Below are 20,791 nucleotides of genomic sequence, written 5' to 3'. Positions count from 1 at the left end.
GGGGATCGCCACTAGGCGGCAGGGTTCGTGCGCGCCTCGGGCAACCGGCAATCCTGTCTCCACAGCGCCGCCGGCGCCGACGCCATGGCGTCCACGAGTTCGGTCGAAGGAGCGCCGTGACCTGGCCGAGACATCGCGGCGAGGTTTGCAGGTGGTTGCTTATATCGCATCCCATGAATGGTTTGAGACGCGCCAAACTTGTGATCACCGGATTGTCTTGGCAGTGCGGAGGGAGCTAGGTTACTACCTCATAGCGCGGAACGGAAATCCGATAAGGGTCGATCCGGAAGAATGGGCAAATCGATGGGGCGACACCAGCGCTCTGCGCAAAACGGCTATTGAGGCTGGATTCTCCAAGCCCCTTTTGCTAGCGAACCAAGGATGAGCAACCGATTGCCGCCCGCATGGGCAAAGCACCTCCGCACCCCACCCTCGCCGAAGGCGGCATCACCGAAGGCTGCGTCATCCAAAGCGCAGTTCAAGGCAGGCCCCCACCGCAGCCACGCCGACGACTTGCTTTTACGGCAGGCGCTCGAGTTGCAGCAGGCCGAACGTCTATCCGAGGCTGAGGAACTGTGCCACAGGGTCCTTGCTCGCACGCCCAACCATCCGCTGGCCCTATATATCCTGGGAACGCTCGGGCTCGATTTCGATAACGAAAAGTCACTGCGGTATTTCGCTCGGGCGGTGGCAGAGGATCCGCAGAATCCCTACTACCATCTTAGCCTCGGCGAGACCTATTTGAAGGTCAGCGAATTTACGCCGGCGATCAAGCACTTTCGGTACGCCCTGGACTTGAAGCCGGATCTGGTGGAAGCGCTTTGCGCCTTGGGCGATGCCTACAATGCGTTTGACAAGGGGGAGATGGCGCTGCCGCTCTTTGAGAAGGCGCTCAGGATCGACCGAGATCATCCCGTAGCCCGGTTGGGGTTGCCCCGCGCGCTCGCAAGCCTCGGCCGTATGGCCGAAGCCGCGGTTCATCTGAAAGAGGCAATAGAACGGCGCATCGCGGTACCGGCTGCCCACAACGCGCTTGTACGCACGCGCAAATTCGCTGAAGAGCCGCCAGAACTCGGGGCAATCCTGACGGAGCTTCAAGACCCGGGCCATGGGCCGGAGGGAGCGGCAGCGCTCCATCACGCCGCAGGAAAGGTTCTCAATGACCTCCGTCGCTATAAGGAGGCGATGGATCACTTTAAGAAGGGGAATGAAGCCGGGGGCCATACATTCGATCTGCAGTCTTACCGCCGCTGGGTCGACGGCATGATCGCAACCTTCGCGCCGGAACTGGTGGCTTCAAGAGCCGCGTACGGCAATCCCTCGGAGGCGCCTGTATTCGTCGTGGGCATGCCTCGTTCGGGCACGACATTGACAGAGCAGATCTGTGCCACTCACCCCGATGTTCATGGCGCCGGCGAGCTCAGCAAACTTAGGCGAACAGCCAATGGACTCGGTGTCGCAGACCGCTCCAGCGTGAACTTCGGCCAATCCATCGCGATGATTACTCCCGATCTGACCAGGACTTTGGCCGAAGAGCACCTTGCTTATCTGCGCGAGCGGGCTCCCGACTCGCTGCGAATTGTTGACAAAATGCCTCACAATTTCGAGCTGATTGGCCTAGTTGGCCTTCTTTTCCCCAAAGCGCGTATCATTCATTGTCGTCGCGACGCTGTCGACAATTGCATCTCCTGTTTCGTCCTGCAGTTCAATAAAGCCCACAGCTACAGTGCCGATCTTGAGACGCTGGGGCTTTACTACCGGGAGTATGATCGCTTGATGCGGCATTGGGACAAGGTTTTCCCGGGTCGTATTTTCGAAAATCGCTACGAGACGTTGATCGAAAATCAGGAGGAGCAGTCGCGCCGGCTCATGGATTATCTCGGATTGCCGTGGGACGATGCCTGCCTGCGCTTTTTTGACAAAGGCGGCTCCGTAAACACCTACAGCAATTGGCAGGTCCGCCAGCCGATCTATACGTCGTCCGTCAAGCGTTGGAAGAATTACGAAAGCGAGATTCAGCCGTTGATCGAAGCCTTGGGCGATCTTGCTGAGATTTGACCGGTAGTGCCTGATGCTGCGCGCAGTTTGCTTGCATCCAATCCCGCCGGCGTACGCTTTCCGCCGATAGACCAGTCTAACAGGGTTTCCTCAGGCCGACCGCCGCGTTCCTTCACCTGTCCCGCCGGCGTATCCTGGCCACAGAGCCTCCCGCCGTTTCGCGCGTCGCTTGCCAAGCAGTTTGGCTTCCTCCTTTCCTTTTCGCTGCTAGGGTTGTTCTTCCACGTCTGCAAGCGTGGCAGCAGGCGGGCGGCCATGCCATCGGCTGTCCGAAGTTCCATACAGACGGCATGAAAAAACCCGGCGGTTGCCCGCCGGGTTTTCGATTTCAATAAGGCAGCGCCTGTTAGAAGGAGCGCTGGAAGCGGAGCATGCCGCCGATTGCGTCGTCATCGCCAGGAGTAATACCCGTCCAGTTCGACACGGAGTCGTCGCCGAGATGCGAGTAGTCGACTTCAGCCGTGATCGTGAAGCCGGGAACGATGTCATAGGCAACGTTCGCGGCGATGCCAATGTTCTTGCCTTCGTCATACGACGCCTGGAGGTTGAACGAGGTCTTTTCGTTGAACTTGTAGGTGCCGCCGCCCCAGACTGCCCAATTGCCGCTCCACGGCTTGTAGAAGCCGCGACCGCCAGCCGGGAACGCCCAGGTGCCGTCGGTGAGGTTATCATCGGAGCCGTAGCCGCCCATGATGAACAGCGAAATCTGGTCGGTGGCGTTCACGTCCAAGCGAACCTTGCCGGAGACTTCTTCATAGTTGCTGTCGTAAGCGATGACGCCAGTAACCGCGCCCCAGCCCTGCGTCCACTTCACGCCACCGACGACATGCGGAACATAGCTGTCGATCGTGTCGGTGCCCGAGCCTTCTTCGAGAGAGACCACAGCCGAGAAGCCGTTGCCAGCGTCGAAGTAGTACTGCACGACGTTTGTGTCGAAGCCGCCATACGGAACCAGCGTATCCTGGATCACGTTGCCGGCGTAGCCGATGAACGTGTCGAAGGCTGATTCATCCTTACCGACGCGGAGACCACCGAGCTGGATCCAGGCAAAGTTCAGCGAGACGGTATCGCCGTTGCCAGCAGTATTGAGCGTTCCGAACCTGCCCGAGTCACGGTTGTTGTTCTGGAAGTTGAAGCGGGTCTCGGTATAGGTCTTCAAGGTGCCGAGTTCGGTTTCCTGACCGGTCCAGGTCTTCAGCGCGAAACGGGCATGCTTGTAGAAGGTGTCGTTGCTGTCGCCGGGGGTCTCGTGATCGGCGCTTGTCGCACCGTCGAACGAACCCACGTCGCCGACGCCGATGTCGTAACGGATATAGCCGCCGATGCGCAGGCAGGTTTCGGTGCCGGGGATGTAGAAGTAACCAGCGCCGTAGACGTCGCAAATCTTGACGTATTCAGCGGGCTCCGGCTCGGCGACGACGACGGCGTCGGCGGCGCGCGCACCGGAAACTGCGATCAGGGCCGCAGCGGAGCCGAGAAGAAGGCTCTTGATGTTCATTTTCTGACCTCCAGTCAAAAGTTAAAAAACGGGTCTGGGTATTCTTTGCTGAAGGACAGCGTTCCCTGCCCCATCCCCACTACCGAAAAAGATGCGCACCGCGCCGCTCCTTCGAAATTGACATTACCCATGAGCCGGCGGCGTTCAACCACGATCGTACCGGCGCATGGACAGTTCGGCCGCTATCCCCGACCTGTGTTGCAGAAACGTCACGATTTGGCCTCACTTGGAAAGCTCTCGTTAACCATTAGTCCCCTCACGACCGCCTGTCTCGGCCGAATCCGGCGATCGGCCGACCGGATCATGCAAGGCCTGGGGCTCATCTGCCCAGGAATTGCCGCGGAACTGCCGCACCCGAGGAAGGCTGAAATGTTCGGCGCGCTCACCTTCTCCATATTATGACACGGCCTTGTTGATTGTGCCGGCGCTTTTCTTTATCCAGCGGCGCAACGCAGAGGCGGCCGAGTGGTCGAAGGCGCTGCCCTGCTAGGGGAGGCTCAATCTTTTGGTTGATCCGAAACTCCCGACCACTTCCGCAAGGCTTACAACATGGGAGATCTCAAGAGCCTGCACGAGTTCCGCCGCCAGAAAGAGCGGGCGGGACGGATTCGTTTTCTCGAGAGGGATGAAGAAGCGCGGCTGTTCGCCGCCATCAAGAGCCGCAGCGAGGATGCTTACAGGCTTTCCGTCTTCCTGGTCGATAGCGGCTGCCGTCTCGGCGAGGCGCTCGGGCTGACCTGGAACGACATCAAGGAACATCGCGTCAGTTTCCAAACCATCATATCCGGCCGCAGCCGCACCATCCCGATGACCGAGCGGGTCAAGGAGGTGATCAGGATGCCTCCGGACGGACGCCCTCGGCCGAAAGGCCCGTTCACCAAGTTGAGCCGGGCACAGTTCAGTGCCATATGGAACGAGGCGAAAGCCGAGGTTGGACTTGGCGCCGACCACCAGGTCGTACCCCATATCCTGCGTCACACCTGTGCTGCGCGCCTCGTCCAGGGTGGCATCGACATCAGGCGCGTGCAGATGTGGCTGGGTCATCAGACGCTGTCGATGACGATGCGCTACGCGCATCTGGCCACCAACGATCTCGATGGCTGCGTCACTGTGCTCGAAGGGCTACCGGCAGCGCTGGAGATCAAGAACGAAACCGGGCCATGACGAAAGTCTCGTCAGGGCTGCGCGCAAAAGCGCCAGCGACCCCACGTCTTTTCGCGGAGTTTAGGTTTGGTGGTGCTCGAACACAATGTAGGCCAAGCATTACTCCAAGCAACGTCACCATCTCCACTGGACAGAACGGTGCCAATTGTGCATTGTGTTTGCCTTCTATGACTTCCGCAACGCACTGAGGTACTACGTCTCCTCGGCTAAACAGGGGTCACGCAACTTAGGTAGCATTTGAAGAGGTAATCTGCATGGTCACTAAGCGGCGATTCTCACGAGGTGGAAACCTTGTTAAGCAAGCCAGCCGACCAAGACTGGAAAATACGGTGGCTGCCGCCGTGTCGAAAATTCTTCTTGAGCACGATCCGACAATCGGCAAGCCGGCCCTTAGAATTGCCGCGAGATTGGCAGGGTATATATCTTCAGCAATCAGTGTTCAAACTCAGGCTGTTCAGCGAGCCCTCCCAACTATCGAGGATGATGTTGAAAACCTCGCTCAGATATTTATCGGGCATATAGTGGCTGAGGCACAAGGCCGATTTGATCCACGACTGCAGCGTTTCAAAGCGGTACCGCCACCGGCGGTCCCCCAAGCGCCTCTCAGTGCGGCGAGTGATTGGGCGGGGCCGGTAGCTGGGCCAACAGTGATAGAAAGGCATTTTGGGATACCGAGGTCGACGCTCTTTCGGTGGCAGAAACGCGATGAGGTGATCGCACTTAAATCTGGAAGCAGCAGGTTTGTTTTTCCATTGAAGCAGTTTGTCGATGCTCGCCCTGCAGATGGGATAGCCGAATTGATCGCCATGTTTGGCGACCATCGGCTTGCCTGGAGATGGTTGATGGCGCCGACGGACAAGCTTGGCGGGAACTCGCCGATAGATACTCTGCTAGCTGGCAAGCTCGCGAATGTTGTTGCTGCCGCGCGCCTAACCTTGGAGGAGGCACCTGATGTTTAGCCCCGCCGTTTGGTGGCGGTCGTTCAGTTGACAATTTGGCGCAACGCGACATTACCCCAGGCGGCTGCCCGCGGCCCGTCGTCTCAATGGCGACCCTTCCAGCCAGCCATTCTCGACAAGCAGTTGGACAGCCTAGCCATTGCGCCCTCCTCCTGACGAAGAGTCAAGCCGTCGGCGCCGTGCCGTGCCGCTCGCGCGCGGTCTTGCGGATGATTTCCGCGATTTCCGGGCTGCTGCTGCATAGCATCTGGAAATCCGCCGCGTGCAGCGACAGGAGTGAGACAGCCGTTGCGGCGCTGACGGTCGCCGTACGCGGTTCGCCGCTCATCAGCGCCATCTCGCCGAAGAAGGCGCCAGGGCCAAGCTCCACTGGGTTCGACATCACGACGCTCACCCGCCCCTCCACAACAAAGAACATCCGATCCCCGGTCTCGCCCCTTCGGCAGATCACGGCGCCGGCCGGCAAACTACGAGGCCGTAAGGCGCGCACGATCTCGACCAGCGCGGCCGGGCCGAGCTTCTGAAACAACGGCACGGCGGCGACCAACTGCCAATTGCGGACGAAATCCTCGCGACGGATTTCTTGATAGAAGCCGGAGGCAAGAATGCCGGCCCACAGCGCGAAGACGCCGATGCCACACATCATGACCGCCCCAGCCAGGACGCGGCCGGCGAAACTTTGCGGAATGGCATCGCCATAACCGGTGGTGGACAGCGTGACCACCGCCCACCACATGGCCTGAGGGATGCTGCCGAACTTTTCCGGTTGGATGTGGCGCTCGATGACATAGGCCGCGAGCGCGACACCGAACAGAACGACGCCGAAAAGCGTGGTGACGCCGATCAGGTTACGCGCTTCGTTGGCCAGCACCCTGCCCAGTACCGGGAAGAAGGTCGAGTCGCGCAGCGGTTTGAGCAGCCAGATAGCACAGTAGAGGCTCCGGTCGGGCGTGCCTTCGAGCAGAAATGCAGCGAGTGGAACCAAAACCGCGAGCATATCAATGGCGATTGCAGGCGTCCTGTCCCGAAGGTCTCCCGCCCAGTGCTTGATCAGAGTCTCGGCCATCTGTAGGAGATAAGCGCCCCAAATGACCGCCAGCACGGCAGTCAGAGCCAGCCTGCTTCGTGCGGACATGTCCGGCATGGTGAGCGCGGCCACCGCCAGCAGCCCAGGCGCAGCTAGCACCGCGTTTAGCGGTGCGTGAATTCTCAAGAAAGGCAGGACCGACATTCTGTCCCCACGAGCGGATGCTATTCCTCCAGAATAGGATGCCTTCAGGGCAAGCGCAAAGGTGGCGCTTTCGCTGGGATGTTCATCACGAGGTGAACTCAGATGGCCTGAACGTGAACCGACAGGCCGCAATCGAGAATGGCCCATCCGGGCATTTGCAATAGGTTTGAACTGTTCGAAGGAGCCGGGCCGACGAGCTCAAGGCCGTAGACATGCCCGGCTCGAAGACGGCGGCATGTCGGCAATGGCGAGGGTGCCGGCGGCGACACCCAAGAAGAGTGCTCCGATCCGCCTGCATGAGGTTCCCTCCCGCCCTTCGCCCGCTACCCAAAACATGTGCGGCACCACAAGCGGCAGGAAGGACACTCGAGAGCCGCATTTAGGACGCGACGGCAACTGCATGGTTGCGAAGTTGCGTGCGCCCAAGCTACCGGGGCCGGTGAGTCACCGCAGAGGCAACTCAAGGAGGCACCGTCGTGATCTTGTGGCTTCGATCCAGCCGCCCTGAGCGGACTCGAGGGATACAAAGCGGTACGATACATGAGATCCGATTCTCCTGCGGTCGTCCCGCCCAGTTCAGAATGAAGCGGCCTACCTTGACTTTGTGGTCCAATGACTGAGTACCCGCGCCTCAAATACAGTATGCAAGCCGTTCGCAAGGCAGGCGATCGGCTGGCAAAACCTATGCAGCTCGGACAAGACACCACTGCCGGCCAGTACGTGGACACGATGCGAATCTTCTCAATCGCCAATAGCTGGCGCGACTCGCACTTTCTGCCGATGCGGAGCGTTCGATTCTCTGTCGGTCACCACATCAAAGCCCTGCGATTGAAGGGCGACATGGCATCGCGTCCAAAGCGTCTGGCATCCATTTGTCGGAAGCTTCGAGAGTCCACCACCAATTTGGACACCATGAACGATATCGGCGGCTGCCGAGCGATCATGCCCGATATCAATAGCGTCCGCTTGCTTCTAGAATCGCTGCGAGACAAGTTCCCCCATGAGATGCACTGTCGGGAATTCAACTATATCGATGAGCCGAAGCCGGACGGCTATCGAAGTCACCATATTGTTTTCCAGTACCGACCCAGAGCTGCCCACACCCAGGCTTTCGAGGGACGACGCATCGAACTGCAAGTTCGGACCACACTTCAGCACTCATGGGCAACTGCAGTTGAGGCCGTCGGGCTGTTCCAGCGCCAGGATTTGAAGCACGGAAACGGGGAGCAGGATTGGCTACGTCTTTTCCAGCTTATGTCGGCGGAATTCGCCCAGGTTGAGCAGTGTCCAATTCGTGTCGGTGGTCCGGATCGCGATGACCGAGTGCGGGAACTGCGGGATATCAACAGGCGTATAGGTGCAACAAGTATACTGGCAGATATCACGAATCTTACCCTCCGCTCAGAGAGCCTCGTACAGCCAACGCGACATTTTCGGCATCATTTGGTGCAATATAGAGCGGATCGGAACGTTACGATTCAATCATTCCGAACTCTCATCATGGGGGCGCGGAAATTGGAAGAAATAGAGAAGAAAATCGCGCTAAGGGGAATTGATTGGACGGTTTCCTTGGTCGAGGTGGATAAGGTGGAACAGCTTGTCGACATATACCCGAATTACTTTGGGAACGTTTCATTGTTCGCCCGCAGTCTGAAATCCATATGCTCGGGAAAGTCACTGCCTACAGAATAGCCCACACCGGATGGTAGCTCCGAAGGAACGCCCGACTATGGTTGGCCAAGCGTCGCTTTCCGTTTGAAGGAGCCGGACCATTGGCCTTCCTCGACAGTCTCCTGGGTCTGGTCCGAACGGACAATCTCCCGAAAGCTCACACCTATTTCAGCGTTGCCAGCACGCCTGCCGCTGACTGCAGGTCTGCTGTCTCCAAGCCTTCCCCGAATCGCGCGAAAATCGGCAGGAGAAGAGCCCGCGCCTCCCTGTGTTGTCCCCGAGCGGCCAACAGGCAAGCAAGGTCGACAGCGGTCCGCAACTCCCATGCCCGCGCGCCTTGACGATCACTGAGTTCCAACGACCGCCGAAAACACATTTCGGCCTCTTCGTCGGCGTCCGGGCGCGGGGCCGCCAGAACAAGGGTTCCCTTTACGCGCAGCAGTTCCGGCATATAGCAAAGATCGCCGCTTGCCTCGACGTCACGGATCGTCTCCTCGATCAGTGAAAGTGCCTCCGCGCATCGGCCCGCCGCAGCCAGGCCCAGAACAAACGCGATATTGAGCGGCGTGGTGAGCAGTTCGTAAGGCGCGGCGTGGAGCTCGGCAAGGCAGCGTCGAAGGCCTTCGACACCGCTGCTTGGGCTGCCGCGACGAATGGCGATCTCCCCTGTGAAGCCGCCTCCCAGGGCGAGATAGGGCCCGAGAGAATGAAATTCGGCACGAGAGAAAAGACGATTGATGTGTTTCTCTGCGAGCTCCAGCTTGCCGGTCCAGAGGAACACGGAAATCGCCCAGACAAGTGCTATGGAGAGAGACAGGGGATGTTTCAGGACTTCCGCCTCCTCAATCGTCAGCAGCGCGCGCTCCGCGGCCCGATCAGGATGGCCTTGCAGCCACAGTGTCCTTGCCAAAATCGATCCCGCCAGAATCTTGCCGTCAAAGCCGAGATAGTTCGTCGTGGTTCGGTTGGAGTGCGGCCCGTATCGCAACGCCGCTTCGAGCGCGGTCTGGGCACGGCCGAGCTCTCCGCTGAGGTGAAGCGAAATCCCCATCAAGGAATGCGCCAAAGTGGTGGAGACCGAATCCTCAAGCGTTCCGGCAATGACGGAACAGCGCTCCGCATAACGCAACGCGGTCCTGAACTCTCCCGTACGCAGGTGAAACATTTGCAGCGGGCCCAGAATCCGAAGCTGATCGAGCGCCTCGCCACGTCGGTCGGCAATGACCAGGCTTCTGTTCAATGCCACGCGCGCCGCATCTCTTCCACCACGCGTGAACATCAGGGAGACCCCAAGGGCTGCCTGAAGATGCATCTCCTCCAATCCGCCTCTAGTAGCATCGTCAAGAGCCACAACCGCCTGCGCCGCCCAGCGATGACATTCGGTGAGCAAGGACATCGACAGAAAAAAGGGGGCCGCCGCGGCAGCCAGACGGACGCCGAGGTCAGTGTTCCCGTCAAGTCCGAAGCACCAGTCCAGAGCCGCTCGCACATTGGCAAGGCCCGCTAGGTGAAATGACCGTTGTACGCCGCTCGACAAAGTAGGCCACTCGGCTCCTGTCTCCTCCAGCCAGCGCAAACAATGCGTCGCGTGACGCGCGGCCAGGCTCGCGTGCTCGGCATCGTCGACGTCGAGCTGAAGGGCGTAGGCCCGCGTCGTGTCGAGCAGGCGGTAACGCATCGTTGCCCCGGCAGGTCTTACCGCTATCATCGACTTGGCGACCAGGCTGTCGACAGCGCCAAATACGAGTGCGTCATCGACGGTTGCGCTCGTGACAACTTCCAGGGCGGCCTCGATGGAAAAGTGGCCAACGAAGATCGCCAACCGGCGAAGCAGAAGACGCTCGAACTCCGACAGCAGTCCGTAGCTCCAGTCCAAAGTGGCCTGGAGGGTCTTTTGCCGCGGCGGCGCGGTACGTTGTCCCGGCCACAACAGCGTCAGCCGTTCGTTGAGAAGTTCGGCGGTTTTCTGCAGGCCATAAGTCGCAACCCGTCCAGCCGCCAGCTCAATCGCGAGCGGCACGCCGTCGAGCTTGCGGCAGATGCCGGCAACGATGGCGGCATCCGCATCCTGGAGATCAAGCCCGGCACCGCTCGCGGCGGCGCGTTCCAGGAACAGCTGGATCGCAGGGAAGCGGCGCGCAGTGAACGCGGTGAGTTCCAGATCGCCAGGCGCGCATGCGAGCGGCTCCAGCTTGTAAACGTGCTCCCCTTCGACTTGGAGGGGCTCGCGGCTCGTTGCCAGCAGGTGGACTTGCGGTGCGGCGGCGAAGATGCGGGCCGCCAAGTCCGCCGCGGCGTCAATGACATGCTCGCAAGTGTCAAGAATCAGGAGGATCCGCTTGTCTGCAAGGTAGGCGAGCAGACTGGGGGTCGCGTCTTCGGACTGAAGAGACAGCCCTAGCGTCGAGGCCACGGTCGTCGCGACCAAGCCCGGATCACTCACCGCCCCGAGATCGACGAAATGCACGGCACCCGAGAATGCTTCGATCAGATCGTGGCCCACCGCCACAACGACAGCGGTCTTGCCGACACCGCCCGTGCCGACGATCGTGATGAAACGCGTCTCGGCCAGTTGAGTTGAAAGTCGGACAGTATCGTCAGTCCGGCCGACCATCCGGATCAGGCGGCTTGGCAGATTGGCTTGCGGATAGCTGGCGACGACATCCCTTTGCCCATTGTCTTGACCATCCGATCGCGAGACCGGGGCCACAAAGCAGTAGCCGCGCCCCGTCAGAGTGGCGATGTAGCGCGCGCCGTCCGCGCCATCGCCCAACGCCTTTCTGAGGTTGGCGATTTGAAACCGCAAACTGCCTTCTTCGACGGTGACGTCGGGCCACACATGGGCCAGCAGGTCCTTCTTGCTGACGATTTCGTTGGGGCGCGCAGCCAACGCTGTAAGGATGTCGAAAGAGCGCGCGCCCAGATTGACAGGCACGCCTTGGCGCAGCAGGAGCCTCTCGCCCGCGGTCAGCGTAAAGGGACCAAACGATATCCTGTCGCTCGTCTGCGCGACTATCATGGCATCATTCTTTATTGCTTTTTGTTGGCTGGTCAGACGCGGTTCCAAGTCCACTACCTATGTAGCAAAAAGTCGATTTCGTGGCCCCGAGGGATGATTGGGGCAGGTCAGGAAAGCAGCTCAGGCCAGTTCCGGCACGGGCGGCACTGGCGAGCGCTAACACCGCATCATAGTGTATAACGGGTGCTCCGGGCGATCTCTCTCTATGTGTGGAAGCAGCAAGAACGTTTGCTGACCGGCCCAGGGAGAATGATCATGCTTGCAGTGTCGCTGTCGCTCGTGCCGCAAAACTTGCTTCGGCCGCAAGCCTTTTAAGTGCGTTTTCCACGCTAGTGGAGAGCGAAGCCACGCGCCAATTTCCAAAATCGAATTCAAAGCGCCCTTTTGTGAAGGACCCAGACATCATGACCCAATCTGAAAAGCTCCTGTATACCGCCAAGGTCCGCACCACTGGCGGTAGGGACGGCACCTCCCGCAGTTCCGACGGTCGACTGGACATCAGGCTTTCCACGCCCGGCGGACCGGGCGGCGGCGCCAATCCGGAGCAGCTGTTCGCAGCCGGCTGGTCGGCCTGCTTCGAGGGCGCAATGGCAATTGCCGCCCGCAAAATGAACGTCAGGCTGCCCGCCGACCTCGCAATTGACGCAGAGGTGGATCTGAACACTGCCGACGGTGCCTTCTTCCTCGGCGCGCGCCTCAATGTGAGCGTACCCGGGCTCGACCGCGACGTTGCCAAGGCTGTTGTAGAGGCAGCACATCAGACCTGCCCCTACTCGAAGGCCACGCGCGGCAATATCGAAGTCGCAATCAGCCTCACTTAGCTACCGATCACACACCGATCGATCTTGCATGCAACTCTCGGCAAAATGTCATCACGACAAGGCGGTGCACCAATGAACGCGATCAAAAACCCGGAAGAAGTCAACCACCATCGGCGTCGCCTCTTCGGCGTTGCTGCCGCGACAATAGCCGCGGCGCAACTTGGCGCGATCAGGGTTGCGGAGGCGCAGGGCGACGGGTCCAAAAGGACCGCCTCCCCCATGCTGAAGGCACGGACTTCGTTCTCCTCAATGAAGCAGATCGACGCGGATCTGCTGAGCGTCGGATATGCCGAGGACGGTCCTGCGGACGGCCCGCCGGTGATCCTTCTGCACGGATGGCCCTACGACATTTACAGCTATGTCGATGTCGCGCCGCTGCTTGCCAACGCAGGGTACCGGGTCATCGTGCCATATTTGCGCGGTTACGGTACTACGCGGTTCCTGTCGGACGCGACACCCAGGAACGGTCAGCAGGCGGCGCTTGCGTCCGACATCGTTGCGTTGATGAATGTGCTGGATATCCAGAAAGCGGTCGTCGCCGGCTATGACTGGGGCGCGCGCACAGCCAACATCATCGCCGCGCTCTGGCCTGAGCGCTGCAACGCCATGGTGTCAGTCAGCGGCTATCTCATCGGCAGTCAGCAGGTGAACCAGGCGCCGCTGCCGCCGAAGGCCGAATTGCAGTGGTGGTATCAATATTACTTCGCCACTGAACGGGGACGGGCGGGTTACGAGAAATACACCCGCGAATTCACGCGCCTCATCTGGGCGCTCGCCTCACCAAAATGGGCTTTCGACGCTGTAACTTTTGATCGCTCCGCTCCCGCGTTCGACAACCCCGACCACGTCGCGATCTCTATCCACAACTATCGATGGCGACTCGGTTTGGTGCCAGGTGAGCCAAAATATGATGGCTTGGAACAAAAGCTCGCGGCGTTTCCGGCGATCGGTGTACCGACGATTACGATGGAGGGCGACGCCAACGGCGCGCCGCATCCGGATCCGGCAAACTACGCCAAGAAGTTCTCCGGGAAATACGAACACCGGCTGATCTCAGGCGGTATCGGTCACAACCTACCGCAGGAGGCTCCACAGGCCTTTGCGCAGGCGGTCATCGACGTCGGACAGTTTTGACAACCTGTCAAGCGGCTTTCCGATCAAACCTGTCCACCGCCTGCGGTGTGTGGTTGCGACCACTGCGTAATCCGTCTTCGCAGCGATGCCGGATGAGTATTCCGCAGCGGGTCGGCTCGCCGCAGCCTTAGCCAAAGAACTCTCGGAAAGACCCAAAAATTTAGCCCTGCGACCATCGCGATGGCACCACACAAACAAAACCATCGAAAGGTTATGTGAGATGATGAGACTGCTCGCAGGATTGGCAATCGCCATGTCCGTATCAGGCTGCGTTTACGCGCAGTCAGAGAAGCCCGCCAACGTTCAGCCCACCATCGTTCTGGTTCACGGCGCGTTCGCCGACTCATCGAGCTGGAACGGAGTCGTCAAGATCCTCGAGAAGGATGGTTACCCCGTTGTGGCCGCTGCCAATCCCCTGCGAGGTGTCGCCACTGACGCTCAATATATTGCCGATATCGTATCCGGCATTACATCGCCTGTCATCCTGGTCGGACATTCCTACGGCGGCTCGGTCATTAGCGAAACCGCCGATGGCCATGCAAATGTCAGGGCGCTCGTCTATGTTGCGGCGTTTGCACCGGAGGTCGGCGAGACGGCCGCCGCGCTTGCAGGCAAGTTCCCAGGCAGCACTCTTGCGCCCACGCTCGCTCCACCCGTTCCGCTGTCAGGCGGCGGGAAGGATCTCTACATCCGGCAGGAGAAGTTCCGCGACCAGTTTGCAACCGACGTTTCCATCCCCGAGGCAAAGCTGATGGCCGCCACGCAACGGCCCATCACGGAAGCGGCGCTGAACGAGGCCCAGACTGCGGCGGCGTGGAAGAAGATTCCGAGCTGGTTCATCTACGGCAACAAGGACAAGAACATCCCACCACAAGCTTCCGCCTTCATGGCCGAACGAGCGCACGCGCGCGAGACCGTGGTGGTCAAAGGCGCCTCGCATGTGGTGATGGTTTCGAACCCTGAACCTGTCGCTCGGCTGATCGAAAAGGCAGCAGCGGAGGCATCTCGATGAAAGCCGTCGTGATGAACCGATGGGGCGGGCCGGACGTCATCGAGTTTCTCGATACGCTCGAGCCAACGCCAGGTCCGGGAGAAGCCCTGGTTGAAGTCGCTGCGGCTGGCGTGAACTTCATGGACACGGGCGTAAGGCGCGGACTTGCCTGGACCGACGTGCCGGATCCGAAGATTTTGGGCGTAGAAGGCGCTGGCCGCGTGATCGCGGTCGGTGATGGGGTCAGCGATCTTTGGCCGGGCCGTCGTGTCGCCTGGGTGTATTCGCCGGGGAGCTATGCCGAGAGGACCGTGGTACGGGCCGATGCGCTGGTGCCGATACCGGATTCGATCGACGATCGCACGGCGGCGGCTGTGATGATGCAGGGCCTCACAGCCAGCCATTTCGCGACGGATTTCTATCCCGTGCAGCCCGGCGACATCGCGCTTGTCCATGCCGCTGCTGGTGGAGTCGGTCTGCTGCTTACCCAGATCATCAAGCTGAGGGGCGGGCATGTCATCGGCCGCGTGTCCTCGGCAGACAAGCTGGCGATCGCCAAGGAGGCAGGCGCCGATCACGTCATTGTAGATGCCGAAGGGCAATTCGCCGACCAAGTAATTCGCCTGTCGGGCGGCGAAGGGGTGCATGTGGTCTATGATGGCTCCGGTCCCAAGACATTCCAAGGCTCGCTGGATGCGCTCCGCCGAGCGGGCACCTTCTGCTGGTACGGACCCGTCCTGGGCGGTCCTGGCCCGATCGACATTATGGCGCTGCCGAAGAGCATCAAGATCGGCTACGCCACCTTTTTTGATCATATCCATACACCGGAACTGCTTCGCTCGCGTTCGGTCCGACTCTTCCATTGGATCATCGAGGGCAAGCTCAAAATCAGGATCGGCGGCGAATATCGGCTGGCGGATGCGGCAAATGCCCATGCCGACATGGAAAGCCGAACGACCACTGGAAAGCTGCTGCTCATACCTTAGAACCGCGAACGAAGTCAGCCGCAAAGACTGCCGCGTTTGCCCGGGCAGCACAGGAGCGCGGTCATGGGCGGTCAGACCCGGCTCCGTGGCCTCGATCAATTCGTCGAGGACAAGCAACTGAGCCCGGCGCACCTGCCAGACCCACTGCGGATCATCTGTCCGCCGCCCAGAGTGCCCGACCCGCTGAAGCGCCGCGCCGGCTCGAAACAGGAGCCGGCGAGCGTCGATGGGCATGCGTTCTCAATTGAAACCGGGGTCAGTCGCATCAAGTTGTCGAGGTCGCCGCCTCGGCGTCGAGATACCCGATCCGTTCGGCCGGGTCGTTTGGGGTGTCCGCGACCACATAGCGGGCAGGAGGCCTCGCGATGCCACGTGCCGGTGAGCGGCACATGGTCGAGTGTGCTGAATGAAGCCGTGATCATCTGTAGACTGCAGGCGCCTTCGGGAGCGACCAAACCAATCCCGCCACGATGGCGCCCAACACGGCCGCCTCGGAAGTGGCCGACGGCCCGCTCAGCGGTAAAGGCTCGTGCCATCATAATCAATCCGATGCGGTGGGCCATGCAACCACCTATGCAAGGTGACCCCGTCCGCTGCAATTGCAGTTTTCAGAAGACGGCGGCCCTGTCGTCCAAGCTTGACAACCGAGCCCGAATTTATGTTCGTGGACTTGATAAAGAGCCCTGCTATGTGCTTGTTCCAGCCGGGACCGTCGTGTCGAGGAGCTTGCCGGTCCGATCTACACCCGCCCCAAGGCGATGAGTGGATCGATGAGAAGTCCTAATTGAACCTGCTCCGCAACATGTTGGCTCCGCTTTAAAGCTGCCAGGCGCGATCCATCTCTGCTGGACGAGCCACTTGCCGGGATGAATCCGCGAGAGCGCGTTGAGAAGGTTGCCCTGCTGAAGCCGGTCGCGCGCGGCCTCACCACGATCATCATCGACCACGACATGGACTCGCTGTTCGAACTGGTCGAAAGGGTGACCGTACTGCAGGAGATGACGCGCCGGTGCGGCGCGGCCAGTCGCAAGCCCGGTCAAGCACAACAGGAAAGATCGGATGTCAGAACTGCCTTTTACCTCGTCGAGTCCCGGGGCCCGGCGGGATGCGCCGTGGCATCGTTCCGTTGCTTGGCGCTGCCGGAAGAGGCTATTTACAGAACGAAGGCTTGGCTTTGAGGGCCAGTACTTCTTCGTCGATATTCGGCGTGATGGCATTGTTCTCTATGAGCTTGATGACGAGCCGCTCACGAACCCAATCCCGGCAAAGTCGACCGACGCCCTCCGGCTAGCAATTCAATAATTAAACGACAGATTGCTACACGCTCGGGTGTTCGCAAAAACTGCGGGATTTCTCCTTCGGGAATCCAATCTCAAAGAAGCGGCCTTTCTTCTTCATCAGTCAATCGAACAGGCCTACGCAGCGTGTTCCTCGTATGACGAATTACAGCCCTGCATCGCCTAATACCACGTTTCTTCGAAGCCTTGCCGAGACCAGTCGCAGCAGCTAGCCGACATATGGCCTCGTGACCAGCAGCGATTCGTCGCCTGGTTCAACATAATCAATGAGGCTTATGTTAAGGCGCGCTATTCGAAGCACTTCGACATCACGCGAGAAGCTCTAGAGTGGCTCGCAGAGCGCGTCGACGATCTTATCGATCGGGTTGATTCGATCTGCCGATCCCGACTTGAAAAATTGAAAAAAGAGGCAGCACCGCAGCTCAGCGAACCGGTTGAGGGCAAGCCAGTCTCAATTCCAGACTGCCATCTATGCGCCTATCAGAGTACAAACGGTGAAGTTGCGCCTAGGCGTTTCGACGTCAGCAGCATTGGCTCAGTTCGGCGGTTTGCGGCCAATTGAATGGCTGGAAGGGGGCCGCAAGCGGCCCGTCGGCTCGCGAGGTCTGCAGTCGAGAAAGCCGACGTTGGATAGGCTTATGAGCCTGCGTTCCAACGCGCGTCCCGCCACATATCTCGGCCGCGGGCGCATCCTGATGATGACGCCGACGGCTAGCATGTCGAGCGCAAAGGACCGGGCGGCGCTATTGCGCGCTCGGATTGCGAGCATTCCTGACGTCGTTAATGCCTTTCAGCGCGGCGCGATCTCCGGTGGATGCCGCGGCACGGAACACCTGCTCGGCATCGGCAAAGCGGCGAAGCTCCAGGTACGCGTAGCCGCGCAGAACCATTAGGCCGGTACGTTCGGGCGCAATACGCGAACGCTCATCGAGAGCCAGGATTGCTTCGTTGTAGCGACCCATGTCGAAAGCCGTGTTGGCCTGCGTCTCCAGCAAGGCTGTCCTGATCTCGATGCTGCGATCTGAACCCATCGGCGCCTGTGACGCGGCGATCGCGGCCCGGTCGGTCAGGCCAGCGCGCAGATAGGCAAGACTTTGACCGTAGGCGGCATCGGACCGCGTCTTACCCGATCCGCGCAGCGCGACTTCAAACGCTGCCGCTGCCTCGACCGGACGGTTGACCTGCATCAGGCACCAGCCGCGCGACAAGGCCGCGTCCGGCGCAAGAGACGAGGGGTCAAGCGTGGTCGAACAACCACGCGGCGCCGGTTGGGCCCTGCTCGGTCTCGCCACGTGAGGGCTTTCCACCTGGCCTTGACTTGCTTGTCCCTGCGCAACCGCGGGCGGTCGCACCGGTTGATCCGTGGTCGCCTCGTCCGGCGCAACAGCGCGGACCCTGCGCCCGCCCAGCGCCGCCGTTTCAATGCTGCGCTGGCCTACCGTGGGGATGCGCTCCGAGCGCCCCGCCCAAGCGGTCTGAATTTCCTTGACGCCGGCCTTGTCGCCGATCTTCCAGCGCGTCAGCGCCAGACCATAGGCCGAAGGCTCATCGTCCGGCTTCCAGTCGAGCGCCAGCTTGAACCACTGCGCCGCCGTCTGCGCCTGGTTGAGGGACTCCGCGTACCAGCCGAGTTGCTGGGCAGAAGCGGCATCCTTGTTGGCATAAACCTCCTGCACCATGCGCTGTAGCACTTCCGGCTTGAGTGGCGCAGGCGGCGTCACGGCAAGCAGATTGGCGACAGCGGCCAGGTAAACCTTGCGCGTGTCATCGTCGGTGCTACGCCATTGATAGAGGATATCCTCGGCTTCGGCCGGGCGGTTCTGGTTGATCAGGGCGAGCGCCAAACCTTGCGAGGATTTGGCGGTGTTTTCCTTGTCGCGCGCCTTGCGGAACCAGGTCTCGGCGGCTTGGGGATTGTCGCGCCTTACATAGTACCAGCCGAGCAGCAGGTCATCGGAGGTCAGACCGCCATCCCTGGCCAGTGCTTCGACCGTGGTGACGTCCACGGCGGGGATGACAAGCTTCGGATCGGCGTCGGCATTGGCAAGGCTTTGCCGTGCGATATCGCCCCGGAGCGCCGCGAATTCACCCTTGCGATCGGGGGTCTTCTGTTCGGTCGCCAGCAGCAGATCGAGGTTCTGCCTCGACAACAGCGGCAGCGCTTTCTGGATGGTGGCGTAACGCTCCTCGGGTTTCTTGCAGTTGCTAAGGACGTAAAGATAGGCGTCTTTGGCGCGGTCCTCGCGCTTGGTGCTGGCAAAAGCCTCGGCAACGCGCCACAGCACGTCGACATCGCCGCAGGTCAGCAAGCTCGGATTGGCGGAGCCGACGCGGATCACAGCGTCGTATTGCTTCAAATTGGACGCGTTGACCAGTTGCTCGCGCGCTTCGGCGACGGCGAGCCGCTGCATCAGGTCCGTAGGCGGTTGCCAGCCTGCCTGGGCGGTTTGCCGATCGGCGATCGCCTTGCGGAGCTCGGCGAGCTTGCCATCGGAATAGAGCTTCCACATCTGGTCGAGTTGCGGATCGCCTTCCTTGCGCGCCGCCAACGGGTTGTCGGGCGGCGTCCAGTCCGGATAGAGCGCCTTCAGGCGCGCGATCTCGGCGTTCAGCCGCTTGGTGTCACCCTTGGAGGCGAAATAGCGCAGTGCCGTTTCGTCGACTTTCTGCGACGGGGCCGGCGCGGCGGATTGCGCCAGTGAAGCCGCAACGGGCGTAGCATCCGCCTTCGCCGGCTGATCACTCTGATCGGCCACCGCGAGCGGTTTGGAATGGCCGTCCTGCTGGGCCTGGGTGCCGGCCGGCTGCGCGACATTCGGCAAGGTCACATGGCTCGAGAAATAGCCACCCTGATGCAGCACCACCGCGCCGAGCAGTGCCGTGCCGGCAGCTATGAAGACCGTCGGCTTCATAGGCACTCCGGATGGTGGCGGCGCGCATACGCTAGCGCCAGCAATTGCAGGGTCGAGGGATAATAATCCGTCGGCTGGAAGGTTTTCAGGTCGTCGGCCAGCCGCTTGCCGTCGAGCACGCAGGAGACCAGCGCCGGAATGATGCGGTAGCCACTGTCGGCCAGCAATTGCCTGGTCTGGCCGGTGGCGATGTCGACGATGCGGACACGGCCCTGCTCATCCGTCATGCCCGCCATCAAGGGTGCAAGCAGGTCACGATCGTGGATACCGGCGCGCACCAGATAGAGCGGGATGCGCACGGCGTTGTAGCTGAATTCCTGCGGGAAGCCGTCAGCGGCTTCCGGCTTGGTCTTCAGCGATACCCAGTCGGGCGGCAAGTCCGAGGGCCCAATTTTCATTGCACCGGTCAGCAACACCTTGCCATTGGCGGCGAGCTCGCTCCATGGCCCCTTGGGCGCGAGCTCCGCCATCGCCGGAAGTGCCTCGAACACCCAGTAGGACGGATTGACGACCGGACCGTCGGCGCGATCACCGGCGGCGAATCCGGAATTGCCGGGTTTCAGCAGTACAAGATCACCAACCGTTTCCAGGCTGCCGGCGGCAAGCGCCGTCGCCATGCCAGCCGCCGCCTGCATCAGATCCGGCCGATGCCAGGCATCGCCTGCGAGCGACAGGCCATAAGCGATCAGCAGGTCGCCATCGGTGGCATTGTTTGTATCGCTGATATGCGGACTAACGGCGGGATCCCATTTCCAGGCCGCCAAGCCGTCGTCACGCACCATCATCTCCATGCGCGTGAACGCCCAGATGCGGTCGAAATCCCCCCTGTTGCCGGCAAGATAGGATAAAACCAGTCCGTACCCCTGACCTTCGCTGTGACTGATCCCGCCATTGGCATTGTCGACTATTCGTCCCGACGGGTCGAGGAACCTTTCCTTGTAGGCCGACCACTCCTTCGCAGTGATTGCCGACGCCGCCATGGCGGGCCTTACCGGCGCTAGCACCGGGAAGAGCATGGCAAAGGCGAGAAAAAATGTGTGATGCGACAT

At 60.6% G+C, this 20,791-nt stretch carries 13 protein-coding genes and 1 pseudogene; 9 read left to right on the top strand and 5 right to left on the bottom strand.

Annotation, left to right across the window (positions count from 1 at the left end; genetic code table 11):
• Positions 1-381 precede the first annotated feature (381 nt).
• Positions 382-2,058 (top strand): sulfotransferase, encoded by a 1,677-nt coding sequence (locus FJ527_RS25445; protein ID WP_140616481.1) that lies wholly within the window; start codon positions 382-384, stop codon positions 2,056-2,058.
• A 346-nt stretch (positions 2,059-2,404) separates the two neighbouring features.
• Here the strand turns inward: FJ527_RS25445 and FJ527_RS25440 are convergent, their stop codons facing one another.
• A complete protein-coding gene (locus FJ527_RS25440; protein ID WP_140616480.1) occupies positions 2,405-3,556 on the bottom strand; it encodes a porin in 1,152 nt (383 codons plus the stop codon).
• Between the two features lie 534 nt (positions 3,557-4,090).
• On the opposite strand from FJ527_RS25440, the pseudogene FJ527_RS25435 reads away from it, so the two are divergent.
• Positions 4,091-4,720 (top strand): annotated as a pseudogene (locus tag FJ527_RS25435) (site-specific integrase); the annotation flags it as partial.
• Between the two features lie 329 nt (positions 4,721-5,049).
• On the top strand, positions 5,050-5,679 hold the full coding sequence (locus FJ527_RS25430; RefSeq protein ID WP_181166480.1) for an antitoxin Xre/MbcA/ParS toxin-binding domain-containing protein: 630 nt from the start codon (positions 5,050-5,052) through the stop codon (positions 5,677-5,679).
• Positions 5,680-5,842: 163 nt separating this feature from the next.
• Here FJ527_RS25430 and FJ527_RS25425 read toward each other — a convergent pair whose 3' ends face one another.
• Positions 5,843-6,910: a cyclic nucleotide-gated potassium channel gene (locus FJ527_RS25425; RefSeq protein ID WP_140504512.1), complete on the bottom strand. Its 1,068-nt coding sequence runs from the start codon at positions 6,908-6,910 to the stop codon at positions 5,843-5,845.
• A gap of 612 nt (positions 6,911-7,522) precedes the next feature.
• Between FJ527_RS25425 and FJ527_RS25420 the strand changes: the two genes are divergently transcribed.
• Positions 7,523-8,602: a RelA/SpoT domain-containing protein gene (locus FJ527_RS25420; protein ID WP_140616478.1), complete on the top strand. Its 1,080-nt coding sequence runs from the start codon at positions 7,523-7,525 to the stop codon at positions 8,600-8,602.
• A gap of 142 nt (positions 8,603-8,744) precedes the next feature.
• Here FJ527_RS25420 and FJ527_RS25415 read toward each other — a convergent pair whose 3' ends face one another.
• Positions 8,745-11,600: a winged helix-turn-helix domain-containing protein gene (locus FJ527_RS25415; RefSeq protein ID WP_140616518.1), complete on the bottom strand. Its 2,856-nt coding sequence runs from the start codon at positions 11,598-11,600 to the stop codon at positions 8,745-8,747.
• 404 nt (positions 11,601-12,004) lie between these two features.
• Here FJ527_RS25415 and FJ527_RS25410 point away from each other — a divergent pair, with 404 nt between their 5' ends.
• From FJ527_RS25410 to FJ527_RS25390, 5 genes are all read left to right on the top strand, one after another.
• Entirely contained in the window at positions 12,005-12,421 is a 417-nt protein-coding gene (locus FJ527_RS25410; RefSeq protein WP_140616477.1) for an organic hydroperoxide resistance protein, read from the top strand.
• 72 nt (positions 12,422-12,493) lie between these two features.
• Positions 12,494-13,555, top strand: a complete 1,062-nt coding sequence (locus FJ527_RS25405; RefSeq protein ID WP_140824296.1) for an alpha/beta hydrolase — start codon at positions 12,494-12,496, stop codon at positions 13,553-13,555.
• A gap of 220 nt (positions 13,556-13,775) precedes the next feature.
• Positions 13,776-14,567 (top strand): alpha/beta hydrolase, encoded by a 792-nt coding sequence (locus FJ527_RS25400; RefSeq protein WP_140616475.1) that lies wholly within the window; start codon positions 13,776-13,778, stop codon positions 14,565-14,567.
• Complete coding sequence (locus tag FJ527_RS25395; RefSeq protein ID WP_140616474.1) at positions 14,564-15,532, top strand: quinone oxidoreductase; 969 nt, start codon at positions 14,564-14,566, stop codon at positions 15,530-15,532. The genes FJ527_RS25400 and FJ527_RS25395 overlap by 4 nt, the downstream gene beginning before the upstream one ends.
• A gap of 866 nt (positions 15,533-16,398) precedes the next feature.
• Positions 16,399-16,710, top strand: coding sequence for a hypothetical protein (locus FJ527_RS25390; RefSeq protein ID WP_140616473.1), 312 nt, complete (start codon positions 16,399-16,401; stop codon positions 16,708-16,710).
• A gap of 863 nt (positions 16,711-17,573) precedes the next feature.
• Here the strand turns inward: FJ527_RS25390 and FJ527_RS25385 are convergent.
• Together FJ527_RS25385 and FJ527_RS25380 are read right to left on the bottom strand one after the other, a co-directional pair.
• A complete protein-coding gene (locus FJ527_RS25385) occupies positions 17,574-19,742 on the bottom strand; it encodes a tetratricopeptide repeat protein (protein ID WP_140616472.1) in 2,169 nt (722 codons plus the stop codon).
• Complete coding sequence (locus tag FJ527_RS25380; RefSeq protein WP_246677799.1) at positions 19,739-20,791, bottom strand: glycosyl hydrolase family 8; 1,053 nt, start codon at positions 20,789-20,791, stop codon at positions 19,739-19,741. The genes FJ527_RS25385 and FJ527_RS25380 overlap by 4 nt, the downstream gene beginning before the upstream one ends.

Origin of the sequence: Mesorhizobium sp. B2-4-18, assembly GCF_006441385.1 — a bacterium.
GTDB lineage: Bacteria > Pseudomonadota > Alphaproteobacteria > Rhizobiales > Rhizobiaceae > Mesorhizobium > Mesorhizobium australicum.
The sequence above is the reverse complement of the archived record's forward strand: the minus strand, read 5'-3'. Positions and strand labels throughout refer to the sequence as shown.

Bases quoted from the DNA above. Each gene is read 5' to 3' on its own strand.
- FJ527_RS25410 (WP_140616477.1), top strand. From the start codon at position 12,005: ATGACCCAATCTGAAAAGCTCCTGTATACCGCCAAGGTCCGCACCACT.
- FJ527_RS25405 (WP_140824296.1), top strand. From the start codon at position 12,494: ATGAACGCGATCAAAAACCCGGAAGAAGTCAACCACCATCGGCGTCGC.
- FJ527_RS25400 (WP_140616475.1), top strand. From the start codon at position 13,776: ATGATGAGACTGCTCGCAGGATTGGCAATCGCCATGTCCGTATCAGGC.
- FJ527_RS25420 (WP_140616478.1), top strand. From the start codon at position 7,523: ATGACTGAGTACCCGCGCCTCAAATACAGTATGCAAGCCGTTCGCAAG.
- FJ527_RS25380 (WP_246677799.1), bottom strand. From the start codon at position 20,791: ATGTCGCATCACACATTTTTTCTCGCCTTTGCCATGCTCTTCCCGGTG.
- FJ527_RS25425 (WP_140504512.1), bottom strand. From the start codon at position 6,910: ATGTCGGTCCTGCCTTTCTTGAGAATTCACGCACCGCTAAACGCGGTG.
- FJ527_RS25445 (WP_140616481.1), top strand. From the start codon at position 382: ATGAGCAACCGATTGCCGCCCGCATGGGCAAAGCACCTCCGCACCCCA.
- FJ527_RS25440 (WP_140616480.1), bottom strand. From the start codon at position 3,556: ATGAACATCAAGAGCCTTCTTCTCGGCTCCGCTGCGGCCCTGATCGCA.
- FJ527_RS25395 (WP_140616474.1), top strand. From the start codon at position 14,564: ATGAAAGCCGTCGTGATGAACCGATGGGGCGGGCCGGACGTCATCGAG.
- FJ527_RS25390 (WP_140616473.1), top strand. From the start codon at position 16,399: ATGAATCCGCGAGAGCGCGTTGAGAAGGTTGCCCTGCTGAAGCCGGTC.
- FJ527_RS25415 (WP_140616518.1), bottom strand. From the start codon at position 11,600: ATGATAGTCGCGCAGACGAGCGACAGGATATCGTTTGGTCCCTTTACG.
- FJ527_RS25385 (WP_140616472.1), bottom strand. From the start codon at position 19,742: ATGAAGCCGACGGTCTTCATAGCTGCCGGCACGGCACTGCTCGGCGCG.